The 12,380-nt window shown below is 69.8% G+C and carries 14 protein-coding genes and 1 tRNA gene; 9 read left to right on the top strand and 6 right to left on the bottom strand.

Annotation, left to right across the window (positions count from 1 at the left end; all coding sequences use genetic code 11):
- Positions 1 to 256: 256 nt before the first annotated feature.
- Genes G401_RS0130090 through G401_RS0130065 form a run of 6 tightly spaced genes read left to right on the top strand, consistent with a single transcriptional unit; the run spans position 257 to position 4,817 of the window.
- Entirely contained in the window at positions 257 to 964 is a 708-nt protein-coding gene (locus G401_RS0130090; RefSeq protein WP_157546569.1) for a hypothetical protein, read from the top strand.
- The gene (locus tag G401_RS0130085; RefSeq protein ID WP_027345408.1) at positions 961 to 1,329 is read left to right on the top strand and encodes a hypothetical protein; all 369 of its coding nucleotides are present in this window, start codon (positions 961 to 963) and stop codon (positions 1,327 to 1,329) included. The genes G401_RS0130090 and G401_RS0130085 overlap by 4 nt, the downstream gene beginning before the upstream one ends.
- Positions 1,326 to 1,583 (top strand): hypothetical protein, encoded by a 258-nt coding sequence (locus G401_RS49410; RefSeq protein WP_034593594.1) that lies wholly within the window; start codon positions 1,326 to 1,328, stop codon positions 1,581 to 1,583. The genes G401_RS0130085 and G401_RS49410 overlap by 4 nt, the downstream gene beginning before the upstream one ends.
- The gene (locus G401_RS0130075; protein WP_322787766.1) at positions 1,580 to 3,427 is read left to right on the top strand and encodes a replication initiator; all 1,848 of its coding nucleotides are present in this window, start codon (positions 1,580 to 1,582) and stop codon (positions 3,425 to 3,427) included. The genes G401_RS49410 and G401_RS0130075 overlap by 4 nt, the downstream gene beginning before the upstream one ends.
- A complete protein-coding gene (locus tag G401_RS0130070; protein ID WP_027345406.1) occupies positions 3,424 to 3,648 on the top strand; it encodes a helix-turn-helix domain-containing protein in 225 nt (74 codons plus the stop codon). The genes G401_RS0130075 and G401_RS0130070 overlap by 4 nt, the downstream gene beginning before the upstream one ends.
- Positions 3,648 to 4,817 carry a tyrosine-type recombinase/integrase gene (locus G401_RS0130065; RefSeq protein WP_027345405.1) on the top strand — a complete coding sequence of 390 codons (1,170 nt, stop codon included), beginning with the start codon at positions 3,648 to 3,650 and terminating at the stop codon, positions 4,815 to 4,817. Before G401_RS0130070 ends, G401_RS0130065 begins: the two co-directional genes overlap by 1 nt.
- A 90-nt stretch (positions 4,818 to 4,907) precedes the next feature.
- On the opposite strand, the gene G401_RS0130060 is transcribed toward G401_RS0130065, so the two are convergent.
- The 4 genes from G401_RS0130060 to G401_RS0130045 form a co-directional block, all read right to left on the bottom strand.
- Positions 4,908 to 4,981, bottom strand: a tRNA-Gly gene (locus G401_RS0130060).
- Between the two features lie 30 nt (positions 4,982 to 5,011).
- Positions 5,012 to 5,827, bottom strand: coding sequence for a hypothetical protein (locus G401_RS0130055; RefSeq protein ID WP_027345404.1), 816 nt, complete (start codon positions 5,825 to 5,827; stop codon positions 5,012 to 5,014).
- Between the two features lie 83 nt (positions 5,828 to 5,910).
- Positions 5,911 to 7,119, bottom strand: a complete 1,209-nt coding sequence (locus G401_RS0130050; protein ID WP_027345403.1) for a DUF1015 family protein — start codon at positions 7,117 to 7,119, stop codon at positions 5,911 to 5,913.
- Between the two features lie 23 nt (positions 7,120 to 7,142).
- Entirely contained in the window at positions 7,143 to 7,427 is a 285-nt protein-coding gene (locus G401_RS0130045) for a hypothetical protein (RefSeq protein ID WP_027345402.1), read from the bottom strand.
- A gap of 195 nt (positions 7,428 to 7,622) precedes the next feature.
- On the opposite strand from G401_RS0130045, the gene pepN reads away from it, so the two are divergent.
- Complete coding sequence (gene pepN, locus G401_RS0130040; RefSeq protein ID WP_027345401.1) at positions 7,623 to 10,169, top strand: aminopeptidase N; 2,547 nt, start codon at positions 7,623 to 7,625, stop codon at positions 10,167 to 10,169.
- A 69-nt stretch (positions 10,170 to 10,238) separates the two neighbouring features.
- On the opposite strand, the gene G401_RS0130035 is transcribed toward pepN, so the two are convergent.
- Positions 10,239 to 10,631: a DUF5130 family protein gene (locus G401_RS0130035; RefSeq protein WP_027345400.1), complete on the bottom strand. Its 393-nt coding sequence runs from the start codon at positions 10,629 to 10,631 to the stop codon at positions 10,239 to 10,241.
- Positions 10,618 to 10,905 carry an aa3-type cytochrome oxidase subunit CtaJ gene (ctaJ, locus tag G401_RS0130030; RefSeq protein WP_027345399.1) on the bottom strand — a complete coding sequence of 96 codons (288 nt, stop codon included), beginning with the start codon at positions 10,903 to 10,905 and terminating at the stop codon, positions 10,618 to 10,620. Before ctaJ ends, G401_RS0130035 begins: the two co-directional genes overlap by 14 nt.
- 158 nt (positions 10,906 to 11,063) lie before the next feature.
- Here ctaJ and G401_RS0130025 point away from each other — a divergent pair, with 158 nt between their 5' ends.
- Positions 11,064 to 11,600: a hypothetical protein gene (locus G401_RS0130025; RefSeq protein ID WP_027345398.1), complete on the top strand. Its 537-nt coding sequence runs from the start codon at positions 11,064 to 11,066 to the stop codon at positions 11,598 to 11,600.
- 6 nt (positions 11,601 to 11,606) lie between these two features.
- Complete coding sequence (locus G401_RS49405) at positions 11,607 to 12,239, top strand: class F sortase (protein ID WP_051367350.1); 633 nt, start codon at positions 11,607 to 11,609, stop codon at positions 12,237 to 12,239.
- Positions 12,240 to 12,380: the final 141 nt, after the last annotated feature.

Here is a 12,380-nt window from a genome sequence, read left to right as displayed (position 1 = left end):
AGTCGTCCTGCGCACGCGGAGTGCATCGCGGGTGCATCACGCGTTCATCGTCGCCAGGTGATCACCGTACTTCAATGGAGACATAGGAAGCGAGCCTCAAGAAACGCTTGTATGCCAACGGCTCTAGCGAGTGTTGACAACTGGTGCGCACCAGTTGCAGACTACTGGTGCGCACCAGTTGCGCTCAGAGAAAGCCCCGACGGGCGGCTACCCGTCGAGGCCAGGTGCATCGCAACCCTGTTGGAAGGAAACGACGATGCCTGTTCAGAGTACGCGTAAGCCTGCCCGTCGCACTGCTGCGCGGTCGATCGCCCATCAGACTCCGGCGGCCGGCACAGTCGTCGCTCCGCCCCGGTTGAACTTCGCCGGGTTCTGCTCGTACTGCGACACCCGGTGGTGTACCTCGACGAAGTGCGTCGAGCGCTACAACACGTCGTTCTGGGTGGTGTGCGGGGAGTGCAGTGGGACGGGTCTGGGTGAGTGGGGTGTGTGCTGCACCTTCGGGATGACCGAGGCGAAGTCGACCACCCCGGGCGCGGTCGGGGCGTTCGAGCCGCTGCCGGGCGACCTCGCGCCGGTCATCGCCTTGCCGACCCGCACCACTTCGGTGTCGACGTCGGGGCCGTTGGATCTGGCGTCGGTGTCGTTCGACGAGTGGTGGGCGGCGCTGTACGCGTCGGACAGTCCGCAGTCGGCGTGGGCGCCGATGACGGCGGAGGCGTTGACGGACCTGGCGGTGCAGACCATCACCCGCCTGGGCTACGACGTGATCTCCCAGACCGCCCTGCAGATCCGCGACGCGATCACCAACGGCCGGTGGGGGGCATGGGAAGCGCTGATGCCCTCGCGTGAGCGCCGCAACTCCGCCGACTTCCACGCCGATACCATCGCCCGGCTGATCGCCCAGGCCAGCAACGCATCCGGTCGGGCGTCGCTGGTGTGGGCGCAGGCGGTGGCCGCATGACCACCACCCCGACCCCGACCGTGACGGCCGACCTGACCCACGTCCTGGAGGACGGCGACGACATGCCGGGCTGTCTGCCCGACCTGTGGTGGGCGGCCCTGTACGCCTCGGACACCGACAACGCCGACTGGCCCACGATGACCCTCGACGAACTGATCATCGCCGTCGCCCGGACCATCGAACGGCACAGCGTGGAAACCCTCGCGTACCTCGCCGCTGACGCCCGGGAGGCGTTCGCCGGCGGCCGCTGGTTCGGCCAGACCGGCCCCAACCCACTCCGCGACCGCTGCCGCGAGGCCGTCGTCTACGGGCTGAGCATCTCCACGGCGGTCGCCCTGCGCCGCACGAAGGCGGTGCCCGCATGAGCCGCCTGGTCATGACCAACCCGTGCACCTACCGGCAAGCGCGCCTCGCGCGTGGCTGGGACCTCGAACACCTCGCCCTGCGGATGAAGTTCGTCGCGACCCTGCACGGCACGATCGTGCCCCCGGTCGGCCTGCTGGCGGTGTGGCTGTTCCTGTGGGAACACCAGCGCACCGAACTGCCCGCCTTCTACGACGACCTCCTCACCGCCACGTTCAAGCTCTACCGCCGACCCACTCCCCGGGTGGTCGCGTGACCCTGACCGCGACCCGCACACCCCCGGCCGCCGTCATCGCCCCGGCCGGGGGCACCACCCCACCCACCGACCCCACCCCGCCCACGCCTGGCCAGCGTCAAGGAATCCTTGACACTCCCGACGCGCCCCGGCCCGGATCACGGGCGGACCGGATGCGGCAGCCGCGTGCGCGTAAGGCGCTGCAGGACGTCGCCGAGCACTACGGCGTCTGTGTACGCCCGCTCGCCCTGCGCCGGACCGACAAGGTCACCGGTCTGACGGAGATCGTGGATATCCCTTGTGGGGCGCGGCTTTCGTCGAAGTGCAAGCCGTGCGCGGAGAAGAACCGGAAGCTGCGTCAGCGGCAGATCCGCGAAGGCTGGCACCTCACCGACGACCCCGAACCCCCCGTAGAGGCCCCAACCGATGAGGTGCGGGCGCTGCTGGAACTGCGGTGCGCGCTGGTCTTCGAGCGCCACGAGGCCGAGCGGATCTCGGACTGGAAGCAGGTCGCCGACCTCGACGCCGGGATCGTCGACCTCGACGAAGAACTGTCCACCCATCGGGTCCGGGGGAAGCTGCCCCGGCCGGCGGAGGAGGGCAAGTCGCGGAAGGCGCGTTCTACCCGCCGCCGCGAGGACGCCCCGGAGCTACCGCGGCTGCCGGTGTCGACGCGCACGACCGGGAAGGTGTACACGGGCAAGGACGGCCGCACCTACCAGCCGTCCACTCTGCTGACGATCACGCTCGGGTCGTACGGGCCGGTGCACACCGGTGCCCGGACCCGACGCGGCCACACCGTCCCCTGCACGTGCGGTGTGCTGCACGCCGACTGGGACGGACTCCTCGGTACGCCGATAGACCCGAACTCGTATGACTACCGGCGGGCGGCTGCTGATGCGGTGTTCTTCGCGGCCGGGCTGGATCGGCTGTGGCAGAACCTGCGCCGGGCGGCCGGGTACTCGGTCCAGTACGCCGGAGCCGTCGAACTCCAACGCCGCCTCACCCCGCATGCCCACTTCGCCATGCGCGGCACCATCCCCCGAGCCCTGCTGAAGCAGGTCGCAGCGGCCACGTACCACCAGGTGTGGTGGCCGCAGTTCGACACCGCCGTGTACAGCCTGCGCAAGCCACCCGTCTGGGACAGCGCGAGCGGCCGGTTCGTCGACCCCGTCACCCGCGAACCGCTCCAGACCTGGGCCGATGCCGTCGACGCGCTCGACGACGAGGGGGCGGAACCGGCGTACGTGCTGCGGCTCGGGACCGTCGACGCCCGGGGCATCCAGCACGGGACCAAGGACGCCGAGAAGGCCATCCGCTACGTGACGAAGTACGTGACGAAGGACCTGACCGAGCAGGCGGCCCCGTCGTCGGAACCGCAACGGGATCACTTCGACCGGCTGCACGCCGAGCTCGCGCTCATCCCGTGCTCGCCCAAGTGCGCGAACTGGCTGCTCTACGGCGTCGAACCCGAAGACCCGAAAGCCGGACTCGTCCCCGGACGCTGTTCCGGCAAGGTCCACCAGCGCAAAACCCTCGGCTTCACCGGACGCCGCGTCCTTATCTCCCGCCGGTGGTCGGGCAAGACCCTCGCCGACCTCCGCGCCGACAACCGCGCCTGGGTCCGTGAAGTCCTGGCCGGCGCCCTAGCCGACGACGAACAACCCGACACCCCGGCGACGGCGGGCCGGTACATGTTCGAGATCGCCCGGCCCACCGACCGCGACGTCGGCTCCCTGGAAAACCGGATCATGCGATCGATCTACCTCCGCCACACCTGGAAAGACCAGCTTGAGCAGGCACTACGACCACCGGGACCTGTTCCGGCAACCGAGATCAACAACGGGGAGAAAGGAACCCAGTGACCGACGACCACCTCATGACCAGCAAGGAACTCGCCACCTACCTCCGCCAAACGGAGCGGTTCGTCCGCCGCCTCGTCGCCGGACGCAAGATCGAGTACGTGAAGTCCGGCCGCGCCGTCCGCTTCACCCGCCAAGCCGTCGCCGACTACATCGAACGCAACCGCGTCCAGCCCACCAGCCGCGCCGAGCTTCGCCGCGCGATCCTGGAAGGGCTGGTCTGATGGCGAACAAGAAGGGCAAGCGCCAGTTTGGCAGCATCCGTCGTCGTGCGAGCGGCCGGTTTCAGGCTCGATACGTTGGGCCAGACGGGATTCAGCGTTCTGCGCCGCATACCTTCGCGACCGAGGCGCAGGCGCGAAAGTGGCTGACCCTCATGGAGTCGGAGATCATCAAGCAGACGTGGGAGGCGCCTGAGAAGACCGAGATCACCTTGTCCGTCTACGGGACGAGGTGGATCGCTGAGCGCAAGCTCGCGCCCCGGACTCGGGAGAACTATCAAGATCTGTTCCGGCTGTACATCAATCCGCACCTGGGGCACCTCACGCTCGATGGGGTACGTCCGTCGACGATCAGGACGTGGCGTCAGAAGCTCCTCGCGGCTGGGACGCCTGAGCCGCAAGCGGTTAAGGCGTATGTGCTGCTGCGCGCGATCTTCAATACAGCCATCAAGCCGGACAAGATCCTGCGCGAGAACCCTTGCCAGATCGACGGATACGACCGATACGAGACGCCGGAGCGTGTTCCGGCAACGCTTGATCAAGTCTTGGAGCTGGCCGAGCGGATGCCGTCGCGCTATCGGGCGCTGGTTCTGGTGGCGGCGTTCAGCAGCCTGCGTTGGGGCGAGTTGGCGGCGCTCCGTCGTCGGGACGTGGACCTGGCGGACGGCACGCTCCGGGTTCAGCGCAAGCTCGCCGCTCTGCGTACGGGTCCGGTGTTCGGGCCGCCGAAGTCCAAGGCCGGCAACCGGGTCGTCACGATCCCCACGATCGCGGTGGAACCGTTGCGGGAGCACATGGCGGAGTTCGTCGGGGCCGAGCTGGACGCGATCATCTTCACCGGTGACAAGGGCGCATATCTGCGGAGCGGCAACTTCCTGCGCACGGTGAAGTGGGCGAAGCTCCGGGCTGATCTCGGCTTGCCGGCCAACTTCACGTTCCACGATCTCCGGCACACGGGCAACGGCATGGCGTCGGCGTCCGGCGCCAACCTCCGGGAGTTGATGCGCCGGATGGGGCACTCGTCGACCCGGGCGGCGTTGATCTACCTTCACGGCTCGCCGGAGCGGGACCGGGAGATCGCTGAGGAGATGGATCGCAAAGCTCGTGAGGCCGAGGAGAGGAAGCGGCGGAAGGACGCCACCGAGGACGACGACGAGCCCGAGGCCAGCTAATGGCCCGCGAATGGCCCACGGGACCGCTTGAAGATCAGAATGAGAAAGGCCCAGGCTCGCGATCTTGCCGCTGGCCTGGGCTTTTCTTCGTGGAGCGGGCGATGAGAATCGAACTCACGTAATCAGTTTGGAAGACTGAGGCTCTACCATTGAGCTACGCCCGCGTACGCGCCCAACCCTCGGGCACGTGAGCGCTAGCTTACACGACGCCCCCGCCCTCGGAGCGAACCCTTAACCTCCTCGGCGAACCCCGCCGCGTCGTACCGGAGCCGGTCTTCGGTCACCTCGTGCAGGATCCATGGCTCCCCCACCGACTCCGGCACGGCTCCGGCCAGGGTGACGCCTACGCTCTCCTCCGGCCACGCCAGGGGTACGTCGTCGAACAGGCCGCAGAAGGGCCGGGGTACGCCGTGCGTCATGAGCGAGACGCGTACGCGTGATTCGAACTGCGTACGCGCCGCGGAGTCGCAGTATTCGGCCGCCGTGAGCAGTTTGCGCCAGCCGCGGTCGGGTTCGTGGTGCAGCGCGTACCGCTCGATGTCCGTGAGGCTCACCACACCGGTGCGGATCAGCGCGTCGAGGAGTGGGACGGACGCGGTGAGCGGGAACCAGAGTGCGAGGTCCCGGCAGGTACGCCCGATCGCCGTGTACGCGAGCCCGTCCGCGCTGGTGAGCACCTCGTCCGAGGGTGGCATCCCGAGGTGGACGTGTACGCCGTGGATCGGCCCGAACCGCCGGTCCGCCACGAGATCGATGTCGTCCCACGCCCCGGCCGGTACGCCGTGCAGGAAGGCGGCGGAGCGGCCGGCGAGGACGCAGCCGGGCGGCAGGATGTGGCGGTCGAGGGCGGCAAGGCGCAGCCCGTAGGTCACCTCGACGTCCGGGCCGGCCCAGATGCCGCGGTAGAGCCGCTGGTAGCCGGCCCGGCGCAGGCCGGATCGGCTGACCAGGCCGGCGCGGACGGCGTCGGGGCTGCGAAAGACGGTGTCGGAAAAGGGAATGCCGGCCATGCGGGAGAGGGTCCCAGCCGACCGGCATCGCCTTCACGTCATCAACTATCCGGAACTGTGGACAGCCGAGTTTTGTGGATAAGTCAGAGCTGCACCGCGACCAGGCCGGCCCGCGCCTTCGGGGTGAACCAGGTCGACTTGCGCGGGAGCTTCTGGCGGCCGAGGTTGACGGCCACGAAGTCGTCGACGGTCACCGGGGCGATGAGGATCGCCAGGGCGGCGCGGCCGGCGTCGACCTCGCCCGCGAGCCACTCGGCGGGATAGTCGCCGCCGACGTAGGTGATCTTCTTGTCGCCCGGTTCGAGGGCGAGGGCCTCGCCGAAGACCAGCCGCTCGACGAGTGCGTGGTCGAGATTCTCCACGTCCGGGACTCCGCTGGACGGCGGGAGCTTCACCAGCCAGTGAGCGCCCTGGCCCGCGTACACGTGGATGGTGCCGCGCGTGGCGGGGACGGTGACCGGGCCGTCGAGCGGGGTGACCACGGCGCCGGTCTTCTCCAGCGCGGCGACCAGGTCGCCGGCGGTCATCGGCAGGGTGTGGACCAGGCGGTTGTAGGGCTGGATCGCCACGGACGCGGGCGTGGTCACGACCGCGAGGAACCGCGGCAGGGCGCCGACCTGCGCCGCGAGCGACCGGTGGTTGCCGTCCGCGACGACCAGCTCGCCGCCGCCCGCCAGCTCCGCGAGGCTCGCGGCGAGCGGGGAGGTCGCGCTGATCGGCCAGATCTCATGGGTACGCCCAGCCGGGTCCACGTCGCTCGCGAACGCCTCGCCCAGCGTGGCGGTCGCGTCGGCGAGGGCCGCGTGCAGTTCGGCGCCGCGGGCGGTCTGCAGCAGCAGGACCGGGGAGAGCAGGTGGCCGATGGCCTGGAAGAGGGCGACGCGCTCGCGGACCTTGGCGAGGAAGACGTCCTCGTTGCGGATGACGAGGCCGGGCTCGTCGGCGCTGGTGGAGATCTGGTCGGTGTCGACCATCGACCACAGCCCGTACGCCGTGTCCCCGTCCGGCCCGGTGATCCTGTACGCGACCAGCACGTCCTGCGCCGAGGCGAGGGCACCGGCGGTCTGCAGGCCGGTCAGGCGCTCCGCGGCGGCGGGGAGCGCGTCGGCGAAGGGGGTGCCCACCGAGCCGGGCGCCAGGTGCGGCATCTCGATCGACAGGGCGCTGGCCGGGTTGGCCTCGATGATCGCGGTGATCTCCGCGTCGTCGGCGAACTCGTCGTAGTTCTGCGCGCCGGTGCGGCCGGCGGGCGTCGCGAGCCAGGCGTGAGGAATCGGGTGCACAACCGTCATGACGGAAACGTACCGGCGCCGGGTCAGGCCGGCGCGAGCGCCCCGGCGAGGTCTCGCCACGTGGGCAAACGCTCGGCCACGGGGATGGGCGCCGGCACCGGTACGGGGAACGGCGCGAGGGCCAGGCGGTGGCGGCCGGGGGCGCGTACGCCGGCCGCCGACACGGTCACCGGCGGCGCCACCAGGGCGGCCAGCTCGGGATCGGCCCACTGCCCGGCGGTCACGCCGACGCCGACGGCGCCGCTGCACGCGGCCACGTCGTCGGGATGGCTGGCAAGCGTCCAGGGCGTGGCGGTCGACTCGGCCATTTCCGGTTCCTCCTCGGCTCGGCCCGCGGGGGTGCGAGGGTTGATACGAGGGGTGCAACGAGTGGCGGAACGCGGGGAAATGGCCGACTAATAGACAGGTGACCCGGTGCTAAGGTCCAGTCACATCCCGGCACCTTACGGAATTATCGACATCAGTCAACTGAGCCATATCAAGGAGTGACCACCGTGGCAGGAGTGCGTAACCTCACCCAGACGGAGGCGGTCGAGAGGGCCCGCCTGCTGAAGGTGGGCTCGTACGACATCAGCATCGATCTCACCGACGGCTCCGGCAACCCCGGCGACGGCACCTTCCATTCGGTCACGCGAGTCACCTTCGACTGCTCCGAACCGGGCGCGCAGACCTTCATCGAGGTCGCCGCCCGCGCGATCCGCGGCGCGACGCTGAACGGCGCGCCGGTCGACGTCTCCGGCTGGGCCGACACGACGGGGCTGCCGCTCACCGGCCTGGCCGCGCACAACGTCCTGGTCGTCGACGCCGACTACGACTACTCCACGTCCGGCCAGGGCCTGCACCGCGCGGTCGACCCGGTCGACAAGGAGGTCTACCTCTACAGCCAGTTCGAGACGCAGGACGCCCAGAAGGTCTACGCCTGTTTCGACCAGCCCGACCTCAAGGCCACCTACACGTGGCACGTGACGGCGCCGCGGCACTGGAAGGTCGTCTCGAACTCCCCGGTCGCCTCGGTCGAGCAGGGTGAGCCGGGCGCGCAGATCGTCCACTTCGCGGAGTCGGCGACGATGAGCACGTACGTGACCGCGCTGTGCGCCGGGGCGTACCACGAGGTCCGCGACTCGCACGACGGCATCGACCTCGGCATCTTCTGCCGGGCGAGCATGGCGCAGTACCTGGACCCCGAGGAGATCTTCCTCATCACCAAGCAGGGCTTCGACTTCTTCCACGCGAAGTTCGGCGTGCGGTACCCGCTGCCCAAGTACGACCAGCTGATCGTGCCCGAGTTCAACGCCGGCGCGATGGAGAACTTCGGCTGCATCACCAACGCCGAGCAGTGGTTCATCTTCCGCTCCGCGGTCACCGACTACGAGTACGAGCAGCGGGCCAACACGATCCTGCACGAGATGGCCCACATGTGGTTCGGCGACCTGGTCACCATGCGCTGGTGGGACGACCTGTGGCTGAACGAGTCGTTCGCCGAGTGGGCGTCGCACTGGGCCAACACCGAGGGCACCCGGTTCACCGACGCCTGGACGACCTTCCTGTCGATCCGCAAGAACTGGGGCTACCGCCAGGACCAGATGTCCAGCACCCACCCCGTCTACAGCGAGATGCCCGACGTCGCGGCCGTGGAGGTCAACTTCGACGGCATCACGTACGCGAAGGGCGCGTCCGTCATCAAGCAGCTGGTGGCGTACGTCGGGATCGAACCGTTCACGCAGGGCCTGCGCAGCTACTTCGCCAAGCACGCGTGGGGCAACGCGACCTTCACCGACCTGCTGACCGAGCTCGAGGCGGCGTCCGGCCGGGAACTGACCGACTTCGCCGACCAGTGGCTGAAGACGGCCCAGGTCAACACCCTGACCCCGGTCGTCGAGATCGGCGAGGACGGCGCGTACGCGTCGGTCAAGGTGCTCCAGTCCGCCCCCGACAGCCACCCCGTGCTGCGTACGCACCGGATCGGGGTCGGCCTGTTCGACCTCGACGGCGACCGGCTGGTCCGCCGGGACGTGATCGAGGTGGACGTCACCGGTCCGGAGACCGAGATCACGGCGCTGGCCGGGGTCAAGGCGGCCGACGCCCTGGTGCTCAACGAGGGCGACCACTCCTACCTGAAGCTGCGTCTCGACGACCGTTCCATGGCGACGGTCGTACGCCACATCGGCGGCTTCGCCTCGTCGCTGACCCGGGCACTGTGCTGGGCCGCGGCCTGGGACATGGTGCGCGACGCCGAACTGGCCACCCGCGACTACCTCACCCAGGTGGTGTCGGGCCTGCCGACCGAGGACGACGTCAACCTCGTCACGGCGACGCTCAACCAGCTGCGCTCGGCCCTCACCTTCTACGCCGACCCGCAGTGGGCGCCGACCGGCTGGGCCCGGCTCGCGTCGACCGCCCGCGAGACGATGATCGCCGCCGAGCCGGGCAGCGGCTTCCAGCTGCTGTGGGCCCGGGCGTTCATCGGAGCCGCGCGCAGCGCCGACGAACTCGCCGAACTGCGCGGCTGGCTGGACGGCAAGGGCGTACCGGCCGGGCTGACGATCGCGGGCGAACTGCGCTGGCAGCTCGTGCAGGCGCTGGCGGCCAACGGCGTACTGAGCCGGGACGAGGTCGAGGACGAGCACGCGGCGGACCAGACGGCCAGCGGCGACAAGGAAGCCGCCACGGCGGTCACGCTGCTGCCCGATCCCGAGGCGAAGGCGGCCGCGTGGGCGGAGCTCACCGGTGACGAGGAGCCGGCCAACTGGCGGTCGCGCGCGCTGCTGCTGGGCTTCCAGCACCCGACGCAGGTCGAGCTGACCCAGCCGTACGCGCAGAAGTTCCTCGACGTCGCCGCCGAGATCTGGGCCAAGCGGGACAGCGAGCCGGCGCAGGAGTTCCTCGTGCTCGGCTACCCCGCGCTGCAGGTCAGTGACGAGATGGTGGCCGCCACCGAGGCGTGGCTCGCGCAGGACGGCCACCCGGCCCCGCTGCGCCGGCTCGTCGGCGAGGGCGTGGACTCCGTGGCCCGGGCGCTCAAGGCCCGCGCCTGCGACGCCGCCGCCTGATCGCGTACACGAGAAGGCCGCCCCGATCCGTCGGGGCGGCCTTCGTCGTCTGCGTCCGGTGCCCGCGGGTCAGGCGCGGCCGGCCAGGTTGACCAGCATGGCGATCCCGCTGATGAAACCGCCAGCCAGGTCGCCGCCGCCGAAGGCCGCCACCATCGAGAAGGCGGCGAGCTTGCAGTCGCGGTCGTGCAGGCGCTTGCGGGCCTGCTCACCGGTGACGATCTCCAGCTGACGCTGCTCGGGCGAGGCCGCGAGCAGCACGGAGTTGGCCGGGTCGACCAGCTCGCCGTGCAGCTTCTCGGCCGCTTCGCGGGCGGGCTCGGTGAGCTCGCCGCAGTAGATGCTGAAGTTCAGCCCGGTCGTCTGGTCGGCGAGCCGGAGGGCCTCGTCCAGGCGGAGCAGCTGACGCGTCGTGAAAGGACCGTCGTTGGCCTGCTCCACCTTCGCTTCACCAGCGGTCACTTGCGCCTCCCGTCACGCCCGGGGCGGAGACCGCCGCAGGCAGCGCCGCCTGCGGGGAACGGTGCTCGATCGCCGCACCGTGGGCGTCCTCCGCGTGGGTCCCCGCGGTTTCCCCGGACGCGGTGAACCAGACCGGGGCGAAGTCGTACGGCCGACCCGGCCGGTAGCGCCGGGTACGGCTCTTGCCACCGCTCGCGAAGACAATGCCCGCGATGATCGCGATCACCGCGAGGGGTGCCGCGACGTAAACAAGTACCGTCTCAGGAATAGACAAGATCAACGCCCCCAAGGCGTCGTTCCGACGTGGACCAGCTAACGCTAACGCTAACGACGATCCGCACAGGTCGCGGGGTCGATCCGAGTTTTCGCAATCACCTCATTGCCCGTGTTTCTCTGAGAGGATGACGACACGGACATAAGAGAGGAAATGCCATGAGGACTGCTCTGTCCCGGAGGGCCTGGTCGCGGGTCGCCGCCGTCGGCGCCGCCCTGCTCGCGGGGAGCGCGACGCTGCTGATCGGGCCCGCGCCCGCGCACGCCGAAACCGTCTTCATCGAAGTGAATCCCTCCACGATCCTCGCTGGATTCTCCGTCAGCCTGCGTGCGAGCTGCGGTTCCACGGTCAACCCGGCGAAGGCGACGTCGAGCGCCTTCGGCAGCGCCGCCGGATCGGTGATCCTCACGCCGGAGAACGGCTTCCTCATCGGCACCGGCACCATCCCCGCCAACACGGCGCCGCACGGGTACCCGGTCAAGCTCACCTGCGCGACGGGCGGCACCGCGACCACCACACTGTGGGTGATCAGCGCCACGTCGAAGCCGACCAAGGGCCCCAACACCGGCGGCGGCTACTTCGCGGACCACGGCAAGGGCGGCGGTACCGCGATGCTGGCCGGCGGCCTCGCCGCGGTCGGCGCGGGCGGCGTCCTCGCGGTCTGGGCGGCCCGCCGGCGCCGCGCCGTGGAGTAGACCGGCGTGCGGCCGAGGGCCGGGCGGTGGCCGGGTACGCTCGCCGCCGTCCTCGTCGTCGGTGGCATCTTCTGCGCCGGGCTGGGACTCGGCCAGGCCACCGGCAACATCCACCTGTCGTCCCTGTTCTCCGGATCCGGGAGCAAGCCGCCGCCCGGCAGGTTTCCGGTCCTCGGGCCCAGCCAGCCGACGCGGATCGTCATTCCCTCGATCGGCCTGCGCGCACCGGTGCACGGGGTCGGCCGGGATACCGACGGCTCGATCGCGGTGCCGGCGCTGGCCCTGCGCAACGAGGCCGGCTGGTTCCGGGAGGGGCCGACGCCGGGCCAGTACGGGCCGGCGATCCTGGTCGGGCACGTCGACACGAAGGACCATCCGGCCGTCTTCGCGCACATCGACGATCTCAAGGCGGGCGCCCGGATCGAGATCACGCGGCGGGACCGGCAGGTCGCGATCTTCGAGGTGAACTCGGTGGAGACCTTCTCGAAGGCGCAGCTGCCGGTCAAACGGGTGTACGACGACTACAGCCGCCCGGGGCTGCGGCTGATCACCTGCGGCGGGACGTGGGTCGGCGGTGAGCTCGGCTACGCCAGCAATGTGATCGTCTTCGCGTCGCTGGTCACGGTGCACAAGGCCTAGGGCCTGTCTCCCGGATCTCGTGGTCCGGTGGCGAGTCTCAGGCGGCGATTCGGCAAGCTTGATCTTCGTCGTCAGGCTGGTGGCCTGTCGGCGAAGACTCAAGCGCCGCCGATCGTCGTCTGAGGCCGCCAACGGGCCGCG

Source organism: Hamadaea tsunoensis DSM 44101 (assembly GCF_000428945.1).
In the GTDB taxonomy this organism is placed as follows: Bacteria; Actinomycetota; Actinomycetes; order Mycobacteriales; family Micromonosporaceae; genus Hamadaea; species Hamadaea tsunoensis.
The sequence above is the reverse complement of the archived record's forward strand: the minus strand, read 5'-3'. Positions and strand labels throughout refer to the sequence as shown.